The organism is Mycolicibacterium alvei (assembly GCF_010727325.1).
In the GTDB taxonomy this organism is placed as follows: domain Bacteria; phylum Actinomycetota; class Actinomycetes; order Mycobacteriales; family Mycobacteriaceae; genus Mycobacterium; species Mycobacterium alvei.
The window spans coordinates 2,464,911-2,483,503 of sequence record NZ_AP022565.1; the positions used below are offsets into that span (position 1 = coordinate 2,464,911).

At 66.9% G+C, this 18,593-nt stretch carries 22 protein-coding genes; 4 read left to right on the forward strand and 18 right to left on the reverse strand.

Annotated elements, in window-relative coordinates; all coding sequences use genetic code 11:
- Window positions 1-2: 2 nt before the first annotated feature.
- The 8 genes from rpsC to rpsJ are packed head-to-tail and all read right to left on the reverse strand — an operon-like array spanning window position 3 to window position 4,398.
- Window positions 3-848, reverse strand: a complete 846-nt coding sequence (gene rpsC / locus G6N44_RS11915) for a 30S ribosomal protein S3 (RefSeq protein WP_163664190.1) — start codon at window positions 846-848, stop codon at window positions 3-5.
- Window positions 848-1,312 carry a 50S ribosomal protein L22 gene (gene rplV, locus G6N44_RS11920; protein WP_163664193.1) on the reverse strand — a complete coding sequence of 155 codons (465 nt, stop codon included), beginning with the start codon at window positions 1,310-1,312 and terminating at the stop codon, window positions 848-850. The genes rpsC and rplV overlap by 1 nt, the downstream gene beginning before the upstream one ends.
- Window positions 1,309-1,590, reverse strand: coding sequence for a 30S ribosomal protein S19 (rpsS, locus tag G6N44_RS11925; protein ID WP_163664194.1), 282 nt, complete (start codon window positions 1,588-1,590; stop codon window positions 1,309-1,311). Before rpsS ends, rplV begins: the two co-directional genes overlap by 4 nt.
- Before the next feature lie 21 nt (window positions 1,591-1,611).
- Window positions 1,612-2,451: a 50S ribosomal protein L2 gene (gene rplB, locus G6N44_RS11930; protein ID WP_163664196.1), complete on the reverse strand. Its 840-nt coding sequence runs from the start codon at window positions 2,449-2,451 to the stop codon at window positions 1,612-1,614.
- 27 nt (window positions 2,452-2,478) lie between these two features.
- Complete coding sequence (rplW, locus tag G6N44_RS11935; RefSeq protein WP_163664198.1) at window positions 2,479-2,781, reverse strand: 50S ribosomal protein L23; 303 nt, start codon at window positions 2,779-2,781, stop codon at window positions 2,479-2,481.
- On the reverse strand, window positions 2,781-3,428 hold the full coding sequence (rplD, locus tag G6N44_RS11940; protein ID WP_163664200.1) for a 50S ribosomal protein L4: 648 nt from the start codon (window positions 3,426-3,428) through the stop codon (window positions 2,781-2,783). Before rplD ends, rplW begins: the two co-directional genes overlap by 1 nt.
- Window positions 3,428-4,078, reverse strand: coding sequence for a 50S ribosomal protein L3 (gene rplC, locus G6N44_RS11945; RefSeq protein WP_044516127.1), 651 nt, complete (start codon window positions 4,076-4,078; stop codon window positions 3,428-3,430). Before rplC ends, rplD begins: the two co-directional genes overlap by 1 nt.
- A 14-nt stretch (window positions 4,079-4,092) precedes the next feature.
- Entirely contained in the window at window positions 4,093-4,398 is a 306-nt protein-coding gene (gene rpsJ / locus G6N44_RS11950) for a 30S ribosomal protein S10 (protein ID WP_003925843.1), read from the reverse strand.
- Between the two features lie 489 nt (window positions 4,399-4,887).
- Here rpsJ and G6N44_RS11955 point away from each other — a divergent pair, with 489 nt between their 5' ends.
- Entirely contained in the window at window positions 4,888-5,376 is a 489-nt protein-coding gene (locus G6N44_RS11955) for a hotdog fold domain-containing protein (RefSeq protein ID WP_163664202.1), read from the forward strand.
- A gap of 33 nt (window positions 5,377-5,409) precedes the next feature.
- Here G6N44_RS11955 and G6N44_RS11960 read toward each other — a convergent pair whose 3' ends face one another.
- Window positions 5,410-7,023, reverse strand: coding sequence for a carboxylesterase/lipase family protein (locus G6N44_RS11960; RefSeq protein WP_163664204.1), 1,614 nt, complete (start codon window positions 7,021-7,023; stop codon window positions 5,410-5,412).
- A gap of 106 nt (window positions 7,024-7,129) precedes the next feature.
- Between G6N44_RS11960 and G6N44_RS11965 the strand changes: the two genes are divergently transcribed.
- Complete coding sequence (locus G6N44_RS11965; protein WP_163664206.1) at window positions 7,130-8,383, forward strand: cytochrome P450; 1,254 nt, start codon at window positions 7,130-7,132, stop codon at window positions 8,381-8,383.
- Here G6N44_RS11965 and G6N44_RS11970 read toward each other — a convergent pair.
- Window positions 8,368-8,994, reverse strand: a complete 627-nt coding sequence (locus G6N44_RS11970) for a TetR/AcrR family transcriptional regulator (protein ID WP_163664208.1) — start codon at window positions 8,992-8,994, stop codon at window positions 8,368-8,370. The two genes, G6N44_RS11965 and G6N44_RS11970, sit on opposite strands and share 16 nt — an antisense overlap.
- Before the next feature lie 84 nt (window positions 8,995-9,078).
- Between G6N44_RS11970 and G6N44_RS11975 the strand changes: the two genes are divergently transcribed.
- On the forward strand, window positions 9,079-10,710 hold the full coding sequence (locus tag G6N44_RS11975; protein WP_163664211.1) for an MFS transporter: 1,632 nt from the start codon (window positions 9,079-9,081) through the stop codon (window positions 10,708-10,710).
- Here the strand turns inward: G6N44_RS11975 and mftG are convergent.
- The 7 genes from mftG to mftA all read right to left on the reverse strand — a co-directional run bounded on the left by mftG (window position 10,640) and on the right by mftA (window position 17,167).
- The gene (gene mftG / locus G6N44_RS11980) at window positions 10,640-12,058 is read right to left on the reverse strand and encodes a mycofactocin dehydrogenase MftG (protein WP_163664212.1); all 1,419 of its coding nucleotides are present in this window, start codon (window positions 12,056-12,058) and stop codon (window positions 10,640-10,642) included. The two genes, G6N44_RS11975 and mftG, sit on opposite strands and share 71 nt — an antisense overlap.
- Before the next feature lie 6 nt (window positions 12,059-12,064).
- Window positions 12,065-13,477, reverse strand: a complete 1,413-nt coding sequence (gene mftF / locus G6N44_RS11985; RefSeq protein WP_163664214.1) for a mycofactocin biosynthesis glycosyltransferase MftF — start codon at window positions 13,475-13,477, stop codon at window positions 12,065-12,067.
- A complete protein-coding gene (gene mftE / locus G6N44_RS11990) occupies window positions 13,474-14,217 on the reverse strand; it encodes a mycofactocin biosynthesis peptidyl-dipeptidase MftE (RefSeq protein ID WP_163664216.1) in 744 nt (247 codons plus the stop codon). Before mftE ends, mftF begins: the two co-directional genes overlap by 4 nt.
- 131 nt (window positions 14,218-14,348) lie before the next feature.
- On the reverse strand, window positions 14,349-15,539 hold the full coding sequence (gene mftD / locus G6N44_RS11995; protein ID WP_163664218.1) for a pre-mycofactocin synthase MftD: 1,191 nt from the start codon (window positions 15,537-15,539) through the stop codon (window positions 14,349-14,351).
- Between the two features lie 4 nt (window positions 15,540-15,543).
- On the reverse strand, window positions 15,544-16,758 hold the full coding sequence (mftC, locus tag G6N44_RS12000; RefSeq protein ID WP_163664220.1) for a mycofactocin radical SAM maturase: 1,215 nt from the start codon (window positions 16,756-16,758) through the stop codon (window positions 15,544-15,546).
- Window positions 16,755-17,069 carry a mycofactocin biosynthesis chaperone MftB gene (gene mftB / locus G6N44_RS12005; protein ID WP_163664222.1) on the reverse strand — a complete coding sequence of 105 codons (315 nt, stop codon included), beginning with the start codon at window positions 17,067-17,069 and terminating at the stop codon, window positions 16,755-16,757. The genes mftC and mftB overlap by 4 nt, the downstream gene beginning before the upstream one ends.
- Before the next feature lie 2 nt (window positions 17,070-17,071).
- Window positions 17,072-17,167 carry a mycofactocin precursor MftA gene (gene mftA / locus G6N44_RS12010; RefSeq protein ID WP_003881928.1) on the reverse strand — a complete coding sequence of 32 codons (96 nt, stop codon included), beginning with the start codon at window positions 17,165-17,167 and terminating at the stop codon, window positions 17,072-17,074.
- A 93-nt stretch (window positions 17,168-17,260) separates the two neighbouring features.
- Between mftA and mftR the strand changes: the two genes are divergently transcribed.
- Window positions 17,261-17,866, forward strand: a complete 606-nt coding sequence (mftR, locus tag G6N44_RS12015) for a mycofactocin system transcriptional regulator MftR (protein ID WP_163664224.1) — start codon at window positions 17,261-17,263, stop codon at window positions 17,864-17,866.
- On the opposite strand, the gene G6N44_RS12020 is transcribed toward mftR, so the two are convergent.
- A complete protein-coding gene (locus tag G6N44_RS12020; protein WP_235683006.1) occupies window positions 17,852-18,583 on the reverse strand; it encodes a phytanoyl-CoA dioxygenase family protein in 732 nt (243 codons plus the stop codon). The two genes, mftR and G6N44_RS12020, sit on opposite strands and share 15 nt — an antisense overlap.
- Window positions 18,584-18,593: the final 10 nt, after the last annotated feature.

Genomic DNA, 18,593 nt, shown 5'->3' on the forward strand with positions numbered 1-18,593 from the left:
GTTTAGCTCTCCGTGCTCTCAGCGGCCGGCGCAGCCTCGACAGCAGCGGCCTGCGGAGTAGTGACTGCAGCGGCGTCGTCCCCACCCGTCGCAGCGCGGCCGGCCTCAGTGCTCGTCGCCGTGGTGCCCGAGGAACCGCTACGACGCGGCCGGGTACCCGACGGACGCTCACGACGCGGCCGGTCGCTGGCCGGTGCGGCGGCGGTCAGCTCACGCTTGCCACCGACGATGTCGCCCTTGTAGATCCACACCTTCACGCCGATCCGACCGAAGGTGGTCTTGGCCTCGTAGAGGCCGTAGTCGATGTCCGCGCGCAGCGTGTGCAGCGGAACCCGGCCCTCGCGGTAGAACTCCGAGCGGCTCATCTCAGCACCACCGAGGCGGCCCGAGCACTGCACCCGGATGCCCTTCACGTTGGGCTGGCGCATGGCCGACTGGATCGCCTTGCGCATCGCGCGGCGGAACGCCACACGGTTGCTCAGCTGCTCGGCCACACCCTGAGCGACGAGCTGTGCCGTCGACTCGGGGTTCTTCACCTCGAGGATGTTCAGCTGAACCTGCTTGCCGGTCAGCTTCTCCAGGTCGGCACGGATGCGGTCGGCTTCGGTGCCACGGCGACCGATGACGATGCCGGGACGCGCGGTGTGGATGTCAACGCGGACCCGGTCCCGGGTGCGCTCGATCTCCACGTCGGCGATGCCGGCGCGCTCAAGACCCGTAGCCAGCAGACGCCGGATGGCGACGTCTTCCTTCACGTAGTCCTTGTACTGCTTGTCGGCGTACCACCGGGACTTCCACTCGGTGGTGATACCGAGCCGGAAGCCGTGGGGATTGATCTTCTGGCCCACTACTCCGAGCCTCCCTTCGTCTCGGCCGTGCCCTTCACGGCGGCGGCCTTGCTGCCCTGTGCACGACGGCTGCGGGCCGAGGCGGCGGGCGCACCCTTCTGCTTGGGCGGACGGCTCTCCACGATCACCGTGATGTGGCTGGTGCGCTTGCGGATCCGGAACGCACGCCCCTGGGCACGCGGACGGATGCGCTTGGCGGTCGGACCCTCATCGGCGTGGATGGTCGCAACCACCAGCGTCGTCGGGTCCAAGCCCTCGTTGTTCTGCGCGTTGGCGGCAGCGCTCGCGATCACCTTGGCGACCGTCTCGCTGGCACCCTGCGGCGCCCACCGCAAGATGTCGAGGGCTTGCTCGACGCTCTTGCCGCGGACCAGGTCGATGACACGACGGGCCTTGCTCGCCGAGACACGCACGAAACGTGCCTGCGCCATCGCGGATGGGTATTCAGTGACTGTGGTACTCATCGCCGCTTGCTCTTCCGGTCGTCCTTGATGTGACCCTTGAAGGTGCGCGTCGGGGCGAATTCGCCCAACTTGTGCCCGACCATCGCCTCGGTGACGAACACCGGGACATGCTTGCGGCCGTCATGCACCGCAAAGGTATGCCCGATGAAGTCGGGGAGGATGGTCGACCGACGCGACCAGGTCTTGATGACCTGCTTGGTGTTTTTGTCGTTCTGAACGTCGACCTTCTTGAGAAGATGACCGTCGACGAACGGACCCTTTTTGAGACTACGAGGCATCGCTGCTACTCCTTCCGCTGCCTAGCGCTTGTTCTTGCCGGTGCGCCGGCGACGGACGATGAGCTTGTCGCTCGGCTTGTTGGGCTTGCGGGTGCGGCCCTCAGGCTTACCCCACGGGCTGACCGGATGGCGGCCACCAGAGGTCTTACCCTCACCACCACCATGCGGGTGGTCGACCGGGTTCATCACGACACCACGGACGGTCGGGCGCTTGCCCTTCCACCGCATACGGCCGGCCTTACCCCAGTTGATGTTGGCCTGCTCCTTGTTGCCGACCTCGCCGACGGTGGCGCGGCAGCGCACGTCGACGCGGCGGATTTCACCGGACGGCATGCGCAGCGAGGCGTAGGTGCCTTCCTTGCCCAGCAACTGGATGCTGACACCGGCAGAGCGGCCCATCTTGGCACCGCCACCGGGCCGCAGCTCCACAGCGTGGATCACGGTACCGGCGGGGATGTTGCGCAGCGGCAGGCTGTTGCCCGGCTTGATGTCGGCGTTCGGCCCCTGCTCGATCACGTCGCCCTGCTTCAGGCCCTGGGGCGCGATGATGTAGCGCTTCTCGCCGTCCAGGTAGTGAAGCAGCGCGATGTTCGCGGTGCGGTTGGGGTCGTACTCGATGTGCGCAACCTTGGCGTTGACGCCGTCCTTGTCATGGCGACGGAAGTCGATGACGCGGTAGGCACGCTTGTGGCCACCACCCTTGTGCCGGGTGGTGATCCGGCCGTGGGCGTTACGACCACCCTTGCCGTGCAGCGGGCGAATCAGCGATTTCTCCGGAGTCGAACGAGTGATCTCGGCGAAATCGGAGACGCTGGCACCGCGACGACCCGGAGTCGTCGGCTTGTACTTGCGAATTCCCATATCAGTTAAATCCTCTTAGTTCCCGGCTTACGCCGGGGCTCCGAACAGTTCGATCGGCTTGCTGCCGGCGACCAGGGTGACGATGGCACGCTTGGTGTCCTTGCGCTTGCCGAAGCCCGAGCGGGTGCGCTTGCGCTTGCCCTGGCGGTTGGCGGTGTTCACCGAACTGACCTTGACGTCGAAGATCTTCTCAATGGCGATCTTGATCTGCGTCTTGTTCGAATCCGGGTGCACGACGAACGTGTACACGTTGTTCTCGATCAGCCCGTACGACTTCTCCGAGATGACCGGAGCCAGGATGATGTCGCGGGGGTCGGTCACGGTAGCCATCAGGCCGACACCTCCTCTTTCGTATTCGCAGCGATGTACGCGTTCAGCGCCTCGACGCTGAACACCAGATCGTCCGCACGGAGCACGTCGTAGGTGTTGAGCTGATCCGGCGAGATCACGTGCACACCAGGCAGGTTGCGGACGCTACGGGCGCCGACCTCATCGGTGCGGCCGATGACGACGAGAACCTTCTTGTTCTCGGTCAGGCTGCCCAGGAACGCCTTGGCGCTCTTGGTCGACGGGGTCTGACCCTCCACCAGTTCGGTGATCGCGTGGATCCGCTCGTTGCGGGCCCGGTCCGAGAGCGCACCGCGCAGGGCGGCGGCGATCATCTTCTTCGGGGTCCGCTGGCTGTAGTCGCGCGGCTGCGGGCCGTGCACGACGCCACCGCCGGTGAACTGCGGCGCACGGGTCGAGCCCTGACGAGCCCGGCCGGTGCCCTTCTGCCGGTACGGCTTCTTGCCGCCACCGGAGACCATGGCGCGGGTCTTCGTCGCATGCGTGCCCTGGCGCTTGGCGGCCAACTGAGCGTTGACGACCTGATGCATCAGAGCGATGTTGGGTTCGACGTCGAAGAGGGCAGCCGGAAGTTCTACGCTGCCGTCCTTCTTGCCTGCCGGCGTCTTCACATCAATTTTGAGAGTCATTACTTCTCGCCTCGCTTGATTGCGCTGCGGACAACCACCAGACCACCGTTGCGTCCGGGGATGGCGCCCTTGATCAACAGCACGCCGTTCTCCGCATCGACCTTGTGAACCTTGAGGTTCTGCGTGGTCACCCGGTCGTGGCCCATGCGGCCCGACATCCGGGTGCCCTTGAACACGCGGCCCGGGGTGGCACAGCCACCGATGGAGCCGGGGCGACGGTGCACTGCCTGGGCGCCGTGGCTGGCACCCTGGCCGGCGAAGCCGTGACGCTTCATGGTGCCGGCGAAGCCCTTGCCCTTGCTGGTGCCGGTCACGTCGACGTAAGCACCGTCGGCGAAGATCTCGGCGGTCAGCTCCTGGCCCACCTCGTACTCGGCGGCAGCAGCTTCGTCGACCCGCAGCTCAGCCAGGTGGCGACGCGGGTTGACACCCGCGGCGGCGTACTGACCGGTGACGGGCTTGTTGACCTTGCGCGGGCTGATCTCGCCATAGGCGAGCTGCACGGCGCTGTAGCCGTCGCGCTCGGGGGTACGGATAAGGGTCACCACGTTGGGGCCGGCCTTCACGACCGTCACCGGGACGACTTTGTTGTTCTCGTCGAACACCTGCGTCATGCCCAGCTTGGTGCCCAAAATGCCTTTTCTAGCCATTTTTCTCGGGTCTCCTACTGGATATTGACGTCGACACTGGCCGGCAGGTCGATACGCATGAGCGCGTCAACCGTCTTCGGCGTCGGGTCGAGGATGTCGATCAGTCGCTTGTGGGTGCGCATTTCGAAATGCTCGCGCGAGTCCTTGTACTTGTGCGGCGACCGGATGACGCAGTAAATGTTCTTCTCAGTCGGCAACGGCACGGGGCCCACGACGCTGGCACCGGTACGGGTGACCGTCTCGACGATCTTGCGCGCCGAGGCATCAATGGCCTCATGGTCGTAGGCCTTGAGCCTGATGCGGATCTTCTGTCCCGCCACGCTTCTCCTACCTCTACTTCGTACATCGGCCGGCCGTATCGAAGCCTCGATGGGAGATCCCACCGAAACCCGTCGGGCCTGTGCCTCGGCGCGGGTGCGCCGAGAATTGCCGCCGCTGTTTACCTGTCTGTGGTCCACCGGCCCCCGCGGTCGGGCGTGTCGCCTTCGCGCACACTATCTCGCCCTGGAAATCAGTCGCGATCTAGTGTTGGGACCGGATGCGCCCGTGGGGGCGCGGGTCGTATGCCTGGCCAGGAATACCCGGCGCAAGGCAACCCGAACAGTATGCCTTAGATCCCGGCATGCTCCAAATCCACGATCGAGCAGGTCGGAGTACCGGTCGAGCGCGGTCCGCACATGAAGCGCCATGGCGGAAAAATGACCGCCGGACCGCCACAGCGCTTCACCCGCGACAGATCCCGGTCGACGGTCGCCCCCGGCTCGGCACGGCCCGTTCCACCGAACTTACTTTTGAGTAAGGTGAGGCGCATGACGCAGTCGCCGGCGAGGACCCCCAGCGCTACCTATAAGGCATGGAAGAAGCTGTCACCGCTGCCCGGCGGCAGCTGGGCGTTCTCCGCAGCGGCCATGGCCCGGGTGCCCTACTTCGCCTCGATCCTCCCCCACGTCGTCCGCATGGAGCCCGGCCTGGCCGAGGTGACCGTGCCGAAGTGGTTCTACGTCTACAACCACCTGCACACCGTGCACGCCATCGCCTCGTGCAACGCCGCCGAGATGGCGATGGGCATGCTGATGGAGGCCACCGTACCGACGACGCACCGCTGGATCCCCAAGGCGATGAATGTGGCCTACCTCGCCAAGGCCACCACCTCGCTGCGGGCCAGGGCCGAGTTGACCCCACCGGATTTCGGCACCCTCACCGAAGGCACCGACATCGTGGTGCCGGTCAGCATCACCGACCGCCACGGCGTCGAGGTCGTGCACGCCGACATCACCACCTGGGTCACGCCGGCCTGAGCTCGAAATGCGGATCCGGGGTCGCCATCGAGTTCACTTCTCCCCCAGCCCGGCCCAGAACGGGCATTGATGTTCGCGTGCGTAGCCATTGTCGACGCGACTGCCGTCGGCCTGCAACGACATTCGGGCGCCGTCGCCCGCCGGATCGAACCCGGGCCAGCCCGGCTGACCGTCGACGGCAGGATCGCCGGTGCGCACGAAAGCGCTCCAGTAGTCGATCATCTGGTCCGAGAGCCGTTGCTGCGCCGGGTCCAACGGAGGCGCCCCACCGACGTCGAACAGGTAGCGAAGCTCCAGCGAGTGACTGGCGCCGACCGGGAAGGGTAGCGTTCGCAAGGCCTCCGGCGCCGGGGCGGAGCGATCGTTGAACTCGTAGGCATAGACCGGCCCGGTGCGGGACAGTTCACCGGCCATCCGCTCCGAGACGCAGGCAAAGGCGCCGTCGGTCACCGCTGCCGAATATGCCTGTGCCACACCGCCGTAGCGATCGATCGGGTAGTTCGCGCCGACCGTCGCGGCGTCGGCGCCGAAGGTCTCGGACAGGAGCCGTGGGTAATCCGCCGCGACGTAGCGCTGGCCGTGCCGCAGATAGCGCAGCGCCACGAACAATGTGAACTCATCTCGAGTGGTCCCGATGAGCACCGGCACCGGATCGGCGCGGTCAGACGCGAATGCCGCCAACGGGGCCTGAGGAATCAACGCCGACCCGGTGACCGGACCGGCCAGCTCGTCACTACCGATATTGAAGTACCAGACCGGTTTTCGTAGCCGGCCCACCGGCAGTGCCCGCAAGCAGGTGGCCGCCACCGCGAGTTCGGGACATCCGACGGCGGCCGCGTAATCGAATGAGCGTCGGGTCGCGGTGGCCAGGTCGGCCTGCGCCTGGCACGGTGCGCTCATCAGGATCGCGGCGCGGAACAATCCCGTCGAACCCGGCGATACCAGATGGTCGCACACCGACATCCCACCTGCGGATTCCCCCGCGACAGTGATCTTTTCGGGATCGCCGCCGAAGTCGGCGATGTTGTCGCGCACCCACCGCAGCGCCGCCTGCTGGTCGGCCAGGCCGTAGTTGCCGATGTCACCTGCGGACCCCAGGGCCGGGTGAGCCAGGAACCCCAGCGTGCCGAGTCGGTAGTTGATCGTCACCACCACGATGTCGCCGCGCGCGGCCAACCGCGCCGCGTCGTAGATACCGCTGCTACCGCCCGCGAACGCGCCGCCGTGGATCCACACCATCACGGGGCGCAACTCCGCCGAGACCCGCGGCGTCCAGACGTTCAGGCTCAGGCAGTCCTCGGCGGTGTTGGCCCCGCGTTCGGGATCCAAATCGGGGTCCTGGATACACCGGGGCCCGGGGCGGGTGGCGTCGCGCTCCCCCGCCCATCCCGGCGCAGGCGCCGGCGCGGCGAACCGCATGGGACCCACCGGCGCCGCGGCGTACGGCACGCCGGCGAACAGACGGTGGTCGGATACCACTGTGCCGCGCAGGGTTCCGGCCGCGGTTTGGACGAGCGCCGGGTCCGGCCCTTGCACGTGCCCCGGTGGATGACCGGATGTCACCGCCTGACCGCCACCCCACGCACAGCCTCCGACCAGCATCGCCAACACTGCCAGCAACGCGACGACGCGACGCCCGGACCGCATGGCAGCGAGCGTACGGGGCGGATCGACGAAATCGGCTCCCTTGCGTGGCGCCGATCACATAAGGTGATAGTTGACACCCGTCAAGTCCTGGCAGTGAGGAGTCCGAATGAGCGCGCCGACGATGGATGACGCCGCGAAGGTGCTCGCCGATCCGACGGCTTACGCCGACGATGCACGCCTGCACACCGCGCTGACCCATTTGCGCGCCAACAATCCGGTGGCCTGGGTGGACAGCCGCCCCTACCGACCGTTCTGGGCGATCACCAAGCACGCCGACATCATGGCCGTCGAGCGGGACAACGAGCTCTTCATCAGCGAGCCCCGGCCACTCCTGGCCACCGCCGCGGCCGACGATCTGGCCAAACAACAGCTCGAGGCCGGCATGGGCCTGCGCACCCTGATCCACATGGACGACCCACACCACCGCAAGGTGCGGGCCATCGGTGCAGATTGGTTCCGCCCCAAGGCGATGCGTGCGCTCAAGGTTCGCGTCGACGAGCTCGCCAAGCGCTATGTCGACAAGATGCGCGACATCGGGCCCGAATGCGATTTCGTCACCGCCATCGCCGTGGACTTCCCGCTGTACGTGATCATGTCGTTGCTCGGGCTCCCCGAAGAGGACTTCGGCCGCATGCACATGCTGACCCAGGAGATGTTCGGCGGCGACGACGACGAGTACAAGCGTGACGGCGGATCCCTGGAGGACCAGCTCGCCGTTTTGATGGACTTCTTCGCCTACTTCTCGGCGCTCACCGCGGCGCGCCGAGCCAACCCGACCGAGGATCTGGCGTCGGCCATCGCGAACGGCACGATCGACGGGGAACCGCTGTCCGACGTCGATACCGCGTCGTATTACGTGATCGTCGCCAGCGCCGGCCACGACACCACCAAGGATGCGATCTCCGGTGGATTGCTGGCGCTCATCGAAAACCCGGACCAGCTCGCCAGGCTGCGGGCGCAGCCCGAACTGATGGGCACCGCCGTCGAAGAGATGATCCGGTGGACCACCCCGGTCAAGGAGTTCATGCGCACCGCCACCGCCGACACCACCGTGCGCGGCGTACCGATCGCCAAGGGCGAGTCCGTCTATCTGGCCTACGTTTCGGGCAACCGCGACGAGGAGGTCTTCGACAACCCGCACCGCTTCGACGTCGGGCGGGACCCGAACAAGCACCTGGCATTCGGATACGGCGTGCACTTCTGTCTGGGAGCAGCACTGGCCAGGATGGAGATGAGCAGCTTGTTCACCGAGCTGCTGAGCCGACTGGACTCCATCGAATTGGCCGGAACCCCAGAGCTTTCCGCGACCACCTTCGTCGGTGGACTCAAGCACCTGCCGATTCGTTACTCGCTGCGCTGACGCTCGGGCCGCCGGTGGGTGGCAAGGAAGCCATCCACCGCTGCCTGCACGCAGGCGGTGTAGTCGAATCCCGACAGCGTGCTGAGCTTGCCCAGCACGATCGGACCCAGCAGCAGCGCGGCGGCCTGCGAGCGATCCACCTCACCGAGTTCGGCGATGGCCTCGGGACTGGTGAAGATCGCCTCGAACGGCACCGCGTACTGCTCGGCCACCCGCTCACGCAGGGTCCGCACCTCAGCGCTGTCACCGGTCTGCCACGGCAACTGCTCCATGTCGCCGCCGAGCGCCAACCATGACATCGCTGTGATGCTGATCGGCGCCTCGGCGATCGACTCGGCCTGCGCCTGAACCAGCGCGATCAGCCGATCACGCAGCGGGCCGTCCTCCGGTGGCATCGGCGCGGCCGGGATGAGTGCGCGAAATGCCGCGGCCAGTAAGTCATTTCCGCTCGAGAAGTGCCGGTACAACGTTGCCCTGGCCACATTCGCAGCTCTGGTCACCGCGTCGACCGTCACCGCGCTCGGACCACCTGACCGCAACAGCGTCGTCGCCGCCTCGAGCAACCGGGCTCGCGATCGGGCCGGGCGCGGGTCACCGCTGTCGGCAGTCATTCTCCGTCACCTCCAGAAAGCATACTTACCGTCTCGCTCCGATACTGATAGTCTCAAAAGTTCGTCGACCAAGGAGTGCCCAGCATGACCGACACCCTCGTCGAGTCTGGCCAGGATATCGACCCGGGCATGGCCGAACTGTCGATCCGCCAGCGTTACTGGCTACTCGTCGTCGCGTGCCTCGATGTGTCGATCGTCATCTCATCGATGGTGGCCCTGAATGCCGCGCTGCCCGACATCGCCACCCAGACCTCCGCGACCCAGGCCCAACTCACCTGGGTGATCGACGGGTACACCCTGGCATTGGCATGCCTGCTACTCCCGGCCGGCGCCATCGGAGATCGCTACGGCAGGCGCGGCGCGCTACTGATCGGACTCGCCGTCTTCACCCTGGCATCGGCGGCACCGCTGATCTGGGACGGTCCGGTTCACCTGATCGTGGCACGCGCGATCGCCGGAGCCGGAGCGGCATTCATCATGCCCGCCACCCTGTCGATGCTCACCGCCGCATTCCCGAAATCGGAACGCAACAAGGCAATTGGCATCTGGGCCGCCGTCGTCGGATCGGGCGCCATCGCCGGATTCCTGGTCACCGGCGGGCTCCTTCACTTCTGGCCCTGGCAGTCCATCTTCGTGACATTCACCATCATGGCCGTCGCCATGTTCATCCTCACCTGCACTGTCGCGTCATCGCGGGACGCCGACGCCGCGCCTCTGGACTGGATCGGCGCGATCCTCATCGGAGGTGCGGTGGCCGTGTTCGTCCTCGGCGTGGTGGAGGCGCCGGTCCGCGGCTGGACGCACCCGATGGTCTGGGGCTGCATGATCGCCGGGATCGCGATGGCCGCGCTGTTCACCATCACACAACTACGGCACCGTCACCCGCTGCTCGACGTGCGACTGCTCCGCAGGCCCGACTTCGCCACCGGATCGATCGGGGTGACGTTCCTGTTCTTCGCCAATTTCGGATTCTTCTTCGTCAGCATGCAGTTCATCCAGCTGGTGATGGGCTACAGCCCGATCCAGACCGCATTTGCGCTGTGCCCCTTGGCCCTTCCTGTACTCATCCTCGGCGCCACCACCCATCTGTATCTACCGCGGATCGGGTTGCGCATGTCGGTCTTCGGAGGCCTGTTGCTGATAGCGACCGGGCTGATGTGCATGCGCCTGCTCGAACTCGACTCGTCCTATCTGGACTTCACCTGGCCGCTGCTGATCATGAGCACCGGGATCGGATTGTCCACCGCCCCGGCGACATCGGCCATCATGGGTGCGGTTCCCGACGAGAAGCAGGGCGTGGCGTCTGCCGTCAACGACACCGCCCGCGAAATCGGTGCCGCCCTTGGCATCGCGGTATCCGGTTCGATCCTGGCCGCGCAGTATCAGGACCTCCTCGCCCCCGCGCTGGACAGCATCCCCGACAATCTGCACGGCCCGGTGACGAACTCGCTGGCCGAGGCACTCACGGTGTCCGAGCACCTGGGTCCACAAGGCGCGGCATTCGCCCGGTTGGCCCAGCAGGCGTTCCTGGAGGCGACCAACTCGGCCCTGTTGGTGATGGCGGCGGTACTGGGGGTGGCCGCGGTCTTCGTCGCCGTGTGGGCGCCCGGCCGCGACGGTCGGCAGATCGCTGTGGTGCGCCGGTTCAGGTCGCCAGAAACTCCGCAGCCCGATGACCGATCATGGCAATGGTCGCGTGGGGGCCGCGGCTGGTGATGGCCGGCATGATCGACCCGTCCACCACCCACAGACCGTCGACCCCCAGCACCCGGCAGGTCGGATCGAGTACCGCCTCAGGTCCTGCCCCCATCGGAGCAGTGCCGGCCAGATGCTGCGATGTCGACCACGACGCATCGCCGACTTCAGCTGTGTGGCTGACCAATTCGCGAGCCAGCTCGGTTCCCCGACGCAGCGTCTCGACATCCTCGGCCACCGTGTCGTAGCGGTGTTCGATCACCGGCGCCACCTTTGGGTCGGCCGACGCCAACCGGACCCGGCCCCGCGACTGCGGACGCATCAGCGCCACCCCGAGGTGCGGAAGTTCGGCAGGGTCATGGCCGTGCCCGTGCACCATGGCCGCGAAGCCGGCGGTGTACGGACGCACCTCGATGCCATCGGCAGTGCTGAGCACGGCCTCCAGCGGCGGCAGGTCGCGGGTCGGCGTCCAGGAAACGGGTAGCACCCATTCCGGATGATCCACCGTGCGCATGCCCACCGGAAGCCCGGCGACCACCTCGATGCCGAGCGCCTCCAGCTCGGCTGACGGTCCGACTCCGGACAGCAGCAACAGGTGCGCCGATCCGATTGCACCGGAACACAAGACAATTCGATCAGCATGCAGAACGGCGCCGTCTGCGCACTGAACCCCGACCGCCCGATTCGCGCGGAACAGCACACGGTCGACCCGGGTGTCGGTCAGCAGCCCCAGATTCGACCGGCCCAGGGCCGGCTGCAGGTAGGCACCTCCTGGCCCAACTCTGTTGCCGCCGTTGATGTTCAGCGGAACCGCCCCCACCCCCGCAGGCAGCATCGCACCGGCATCCGAGCCGTTCAGGTCGTCGATCCAACCGAATCCGGCGTTCGCCGCTGCGTCCACGAATGATGCTGTGCACCCGTCGAATTCACCTACCCGACGGACGGTTATCGGGCCGCCGTCCCCGTGCAGGGCGGTGCCGAAATCCAGGTCGGTCTCGATGGCGCGGAAGTGTGGCAGCACGTCCTGCCAACCCCAGCCCGGTACCGCCCAGGTGTCGAAGTCCGTGGGTAGCCCCCGGCAGAAGTAACCGCCGTTGACCGCCCCGGAGCCACCCACCACCGACCCGCGGATGATCTCGGTGTGCCGGGGCGGATTGTCGGTCAACACCGACGCATAGTGACGGACCACCGAACTGGCCGCCCCGATCGGCAACCGCAGGGCATCGGTGATCTGTGCCGCCACCCGCGGGTCACTGGGCGCCGGGCCGGCCTCCACGACCGTCACCCGGCAGCCGGGATCGGCGGAAAGCCGTTCAGCCAGAATCGATCCGGCGCTTCCGGCACCGACGATCAGGACGTCGCGCTCCAATTCCGGCTAGCTCCGCAGCTGCGGCTTGAGCGCGCCCAGCTGACGTTCCCGCACCACACCGGTCCACAGGCCGACCCCGTAGGCGAGATCATCGAGACGCTTGAGCAGGATGTGAGTCAGCAGGCCGACGGGTTTGGTGTCGTCGTCGGCATTGCCGCGCCGGGTAGCCCAGTCGACCACGCCGTCGAGCACTGCGGCCACCAGCACCGCATGCCGGGCCCGCCGGAACATCAGGGCGGCGATCAGGGCGACCGGCCAGTAATGCCGACAGATCGCCGAACACAGCTGGAGGGCCGCCGACCACAGCCCGCGCGCGGTCACCGCCGCGACCTCGGTGGGTTCGGGATCGACCGTGCTGAGGGACCGTGCGATGCGCCGGCCGGTGAAGATCGCGATCACCACCGAGCCGAGGTACCCGAAACCCGACCCCATGGCCAGGAGCAGCCACACCATCAGCGTCCACCCCGAGATCACCACAGGCGCGGTCTTACCCGGATGCCGGACGCTCAACGGTGCCGCCGACGCGCCGTAGAAAGCCTTGCGGTTCAACCACTCTCGCAGATCGGTCCGATGGTCATGAGCAACCAGAGCGATCGGCTCGTACCGCAGTCGGGACCCGGTCTCCACCAGGCGCCAACACAGGTCGACATCCTCGCCGGACTGCATTGTCTCGTCGAACCCGCCCACTGCGGCCAGCGCCGAGCGCCGGCAGATGATGGCCGCACTCGGGACATAGGACACCGGGCCGTAGGGCACCACCGGTGCCTCCCGCAGCCCGAGATCCAACGACGAACGCACCGCCTCGTACCGGGCCACCACGTTGTCGGCGGTGTGCAGGCCGACGATGCGGGGCGCCACCAACGCCACGGCCGGATCACAGAAGTGTCCGAGCAACGCCTCCAGCCACCCGCGCCGTGGCACCACGTCGGAGTCGAGGAACGCCACGTAATCGGTCTGCGTCGCCGCCAGGCCGGTGTTGCGGGCGGCCGCCGGCCCCTTGCTCCGGACGTGCCGGAGCACCTGGACATCGCAGTGCATCCCGGCGAACTCTGACTGCGCCACCGGGACCGCCGAGCCGTCGTCGACCACGATCACCCGCAGACCCCGCAACGCCGCGATCAGCCGGTGCAGACCGGAAACGTTGTCGCGCACCGGAATAATGACCGTCACGTCTCGGTGCGACGGCCCGCTGGGCGGACGGGGATGGGCCACCGTGGCGTCGAGCAAAGTCCGGGCCAGTTGCGCGCTCTGCGCGTCATGCACTTCCAGGCGGCCGCCGCTGAGCATGGTCTGCGCCGTCGGCGCGAGCCGCAGCAACCGGGTCGGCGACCCGCCGAGGAGGGCCGCACCGGCCCCGAGCACCTTGACACGGCGATCCACCTGCACGGCAAAACCGTCGGGCAGCCTCGGTCCGGTCATGTCAGCAATCCGTTCCGGCCCGGCTCCCACCGCCGCATCCGACCGGCAGCGCCGTTGACCATCTCAGCAAAGATACGCTCCCCCTCGGCGGCCGTGGCGGTAGTCGGGTCACCCAGTACGCCGACTTCGCTGACCGCCGCGATCCCACCACTGCGCATCGCCGGCATGAGCTCGGCCAGTGGGGCGGTGTTCCCGGGAGTCAGGTATCCGGCGGCGACATCGCCGGGCGAAATATGTAGCAATACAGATGTTTCGGTATGCCCCGCGTGTGCATCGGCGCCCGCGGCCGCGCACGGAACCCAACCGACGTCGCGGCCCTCCTCGCGCAACAGGGCCACCGCGGCGACCAGCGCCTCGACATTCCCCCCGTGACCATTGACGAAGACCAGTCGCGGCGCCCAACTCGATGCAGAACGTCCGTACTCCAGCAGCAACGATCGCAGGGCCTGGGTACCGATCGACACCGTGCCGGGAAACCCCTCGTGCTCGCCGCTGGCGCCGTAGCAGACCGGGGGCGCGACCACCCAGTCCCCGGGCGGCGCGCCGTCCAGGTGCTCTGGCAGTGCGTGCGCGACGGCGGCGGCGATACGGGTGTCGGTGTCCAGGGGCAGGTGCGGGCCATGCTGCTCGGTAGAGCCCACAGGGACGATCAACATTGGCGACAGGCTGTGTAGCTGCCTCGACGTTGAGTTCCCGAGCCCGCTGGGGAAAGCCACGTGCCGATGGTAGGCCGAATTCACCTACCGCGCGCCAATTGTTGGTGCACAGGCAGCAATTGATTTGCCGTAGCTTTACCGGCACCGCCCGTCGGCATCACGTACGTCCCTCCCGCCACCCCTGTCACGCTGCACCTTAGGGTGACGGTAAGCCGTCAGGCGCCGGTTCGCGGCACACCGAGGGCTCGGGTGAAGCCCTCCGGGACCAGGATGTCGTCGGGGGTCAGGTCGTGGATCGAAGACTTGCCCAACCCACGCAGCGCGGAGTCGATGCCACCGCTGAGGATGTCCAACACATTCTCGACACCCGCCTGGCCGTTGGCGGCCAGGCCCCACAGATAGGCGCGTCCGATCATGACGGCCCGGGCGCCCAGCGCCACAGCCTTGACGACATCGCTGCCCCGGCGGATCCCGCCATCCAGCAAAACCTCGACCTGATCGCCCACCGCGTCGGCGATGGCGGGCAGGCAGCGGATCGCCGCCGGGGTGCCGTCCAAGTTGTTGCCGCCGTGGTTGGACACCGTGATCGCCGAAACACCCGCATCCACAGCACGTTTGGCGTCGTCGACGCGCACCATGCCCTTGAGCAGGAACGGTCCGCCCCACTGCTCCCGCAGCCAGGCGATGTCCTCCCAGGTCGGGGGCGGGGTGCCCATCCACTGGCCGTAGGCCTCGAAGAAGGTCGGCCCCGGCTCACCGCGCCGGCCCTGATTGGGAACCCGCAGGTCCGGCGGACGCAGATGCTTACCGAAGCTCCACAGCCAGCGAGGCTTGGTGAGTACCTCAGGCGACATCTTGATGATCTGCTTGAGGTCCATCCGCTCCGGGATCTTCGGACTACCCCAGTCCCGGCCGTGGCTGAAGCTCCAGTCGGTCGTACAGATCAAACCGGCGGCTCCAGCTTCTCTGGCGCGCTGCACCCGCTCGGCGATCTCGTCGCGGGACCCCAGCCAGTAGATCTGGAAGAAGATCTTGTCGTTGACGGCGGTGACTTCCTCCATCGGCTTACTGGCGAACGAGGACAGCCCCATGGCGGTGCCACGGGCAGCCGCGGCACGCGCCACCGCCACCTCGCCATCGGGATCGACGGCCTGCACGCCGGTCGGCGAGATGATGACGGGCATCGAAATGTCCTGACCCATCACGGTTGTCGCCATCTCACGTTTCTCGGTGGCACCGATGACATGCGGGGCGAAGCCCAGCTCGGCGAAGGACTCCACGTTGTCGGAGACCGTCACGCCCTTTTCGCTGGCGGAGATCAGCGACGAGTAGGCAGACTTGGGGAGCCGTTTCTTCGCCCGTTGCTGAGCAATGGCGACGGTCTCGAACCAGGTATCACGAGCCATGGATTTACACCGGACTTTCGTTACAGATTCGGGCGGGCGGCGTGGTCAGCAGCTTCAGTGCCACCGGACCCTGCTTGGTACCTGGCTTCTTGGCATGGGAGTGGTCCCCGCTGGGCTTGGGTTTGATGCGCTCGGCCGCCAGGGCCGACTCGCCCCAGCCTTCGACGCACTCGGGGTCTGGCCCGTCCATCGGCAGACCGGTGAAGAACTTGGCCGCCATGCAGCCGCCACGGCAGGCGTCGTAGTGTCCGCAGCCGCTGCAGGCACCGGCCGACTGGGGCTCGCGCAGCTCGCGGAACAACGGGGAGTTCTGCCAGACATTCTGGAATCCGGCGCCAAAGCCGGTGTCTTCCAGGATGTTTCCGGCGAGGAACTTGTCATGGATGGCGAACGGGCAAGCGTAGACGTCGCCCACCGGATCGATCAGGCACACCACTCGGCCGGCACCACACAGGTTCAGCCCGGCCAGCGCGCCGGGCTCGCCCAGACCCGACAGATGGAAGAACGAGTCGCCGGTCAACACCCGCTCACCGTGGGCGACCAACCAGTTGTACAGCTGGCGCTGCTGGTCCGGGGTGGGGTGCAGCTCGTCCCAGACGTCGGCGCCCCGGCCCGACGGGCGCAGCCGGGTGATCCGCAGCGTGGCACCGAAGCGGTCGGCGAGTGCCTTGAACTCATCGAGCTGGCCGACATTGTGGCGGGTTACCACCACCGAGATCTTGGCATCGGAAAAGCCTGCGGCGGCAAGGTTTTCCAGCGCGCGCACGGCCATGTCGAATGAGCCCTTGCCGCGCACCGCGTCGTTGACCTCGGCGTTGGCGCCGTCCAGGGAGATCTGCACGTCGACGTAATCGCTGGCGGCGAGTTTCGCGGCCACCTCGGGCGTGATGCGCACCCCGTTGGTGGAGAACTTGACCCCCACGTGATGCTCGGTCGCATAGTCGACCAGTTCCCAGAAGTCCGGGCGCACAGTCGGTTCGCCACCACCGATGTTCACATAGAACACCTGCATGCGTTCCAGCTCGTCGATGATGTCCTTGCACTGCCGGGTGGACAGTTCGCGCGGGTCGCGCTTACCCGACGAGGACAGGCAGTGCACGCATGCCAGGTTGCAGGCGTAGGTGAGCTCCCAGGTCAGGCAGATCGGGGCGTCGAGTCCGTGTTCGAACTGCTCGACGAGCCGTGGAACAGGAGTGCGCGCGGGCGCAACAGAAGTCATTGTGGATTCCCGGGGATGAGCATCTTCGAGGACACCAGCACGCTCAGCGCGTGCAGGTAAGGGCCTTGGTCGGCGTCGGCGATTCCGACCGCGCGACACGCGGACCGGGCGTCGGGGTGATCAGCCAGAGCGTTGACCACCTCGACGACCGTCCGGTTCTTCAGAAACGACAGCTTACGGGTTCCGAAGTGATACAGCAGGGCGCCGAACGGCTCCGGCCGCACCGCCACCTGGTGGTGTAACCGCCAACTGGAGTCCGGGTCGAAGACCACGCCGGTTTGCGCAGCCGTATCGGCGACCTGCGTGGACACGGTCAGTAAACCCCGCACATACCGTCGATCGAGACCTCTTCGACGAGCGTCTCGGTGACGAGCTGGGTTTCGGTTTCTGCCTGCGGGTTTTGATCCATGAATCGCACCTTTCCGGTAACTGTGGGTCTCGACATCTGTGACCTGAGTCGCAATAATATGGCATCGAGTGCACAAATGGAAGGGCGGGTTCAATGCAGCAGGCGTCCGGGCCCCGAGTCGGTCGGCGTCCGTCCACCACGCAGGACCACATCACCGATGTCGCGCTGGCGCTGTTCGCCAACCGCGGATTCGACGAGGTCAGCGTCGACGACGTGGCCAAAGCCGCCGGCATCGCGCGACGCACACTGTTCCGCTACTACGCCTCCAAGAACGCCATCCCCTGGGGAGACTTCGACGCCCACCTGCAGCACCTGCGCGACCTGCTCGCCGCGCTGAGCACCGAGATCCCGCTCGCCGAAGCGCTGCGCGAAGCACTGCTGTCGTTCAATACCTACGACGCCCACGAGATGGCCCAACACCGGCGGCGCATGCGGGTGATCCTGGAAACCGCTGGACTGCAGGCATATTCGATGACCATGTATGCCGGCTGGCGCGAAGTCATCGCGGCCTACGTGGCGCAGCGGATCGACGCGGCACCCCGCGATCTGATGCCGCAGACCGTCGGCTGGCTCATGTTGGGCGTCGCACTGTCGGCGTACGAGCACTGGCTCGCCGATGAGTCGGTCGCCCTGGCAGATGCCATCGCCGACGCCTTCGAGGTGACGCGGCCAGGACTGGAGGCCCTAGCCCCGCGCTAGCTCATCCCACACACAGGCCAGCGCCTCCGGACCTCGTGGGCTGAGCTTCTCGGCGAGCATCACAGGCGCCTGCGACATGAAACGTGGTGTGCTGCCGCGATGTACGTCGGCGGCATGAGCGGTGAAAGGATGCACCACGAACATGTCACCGGGTCGTCCGGTGGCATGTGCCACCGGACGGTCTCGGCTGACCTCTTCCACGAGTGCGCCGGCTTCGACGAAGTCGATCGGATCGGGCCCGAGCACCCCGGCGGCGTCGCGGTGCGAACCCACGCGGATGCGGGTCGGCGCGTCGTCGGGTCCCACTTCCGACAGCAGGGCCAGCACCAGCACGGTGTGCGGGCGGCCGCTGACCGCCCACTGGCCTCCGGGCAGCGGGGTGTTGGCATCGATGTGCCAGCCCCGGTCCTCGGCGGGCGGATGGACCGGGAACCGGACCGGGATGTTGCCCAGGGCGCCGCGCGGCAGCCAACCCCCGGTTCCGCAGATCTGGTCCAGGGCATCGGTGAGCGAGGCGCTGTTCACCAGCCGGCCGAACGGGCCCGCCCCGGTCAGATCGGCCGCCCATACCACCGGGGCGGTCCACGATGCCGGGTCGTCCGCGGAAAGCCCGATCTGCGTCCAGAGCAGATGCCGGGCCGCATCGGCGATTTCGGCGGGAGCGGCCTGTTCGACCTTGACGAACCCGTCCCTCTTGAAGGCCTCGATATCCACCACGCCAACCACC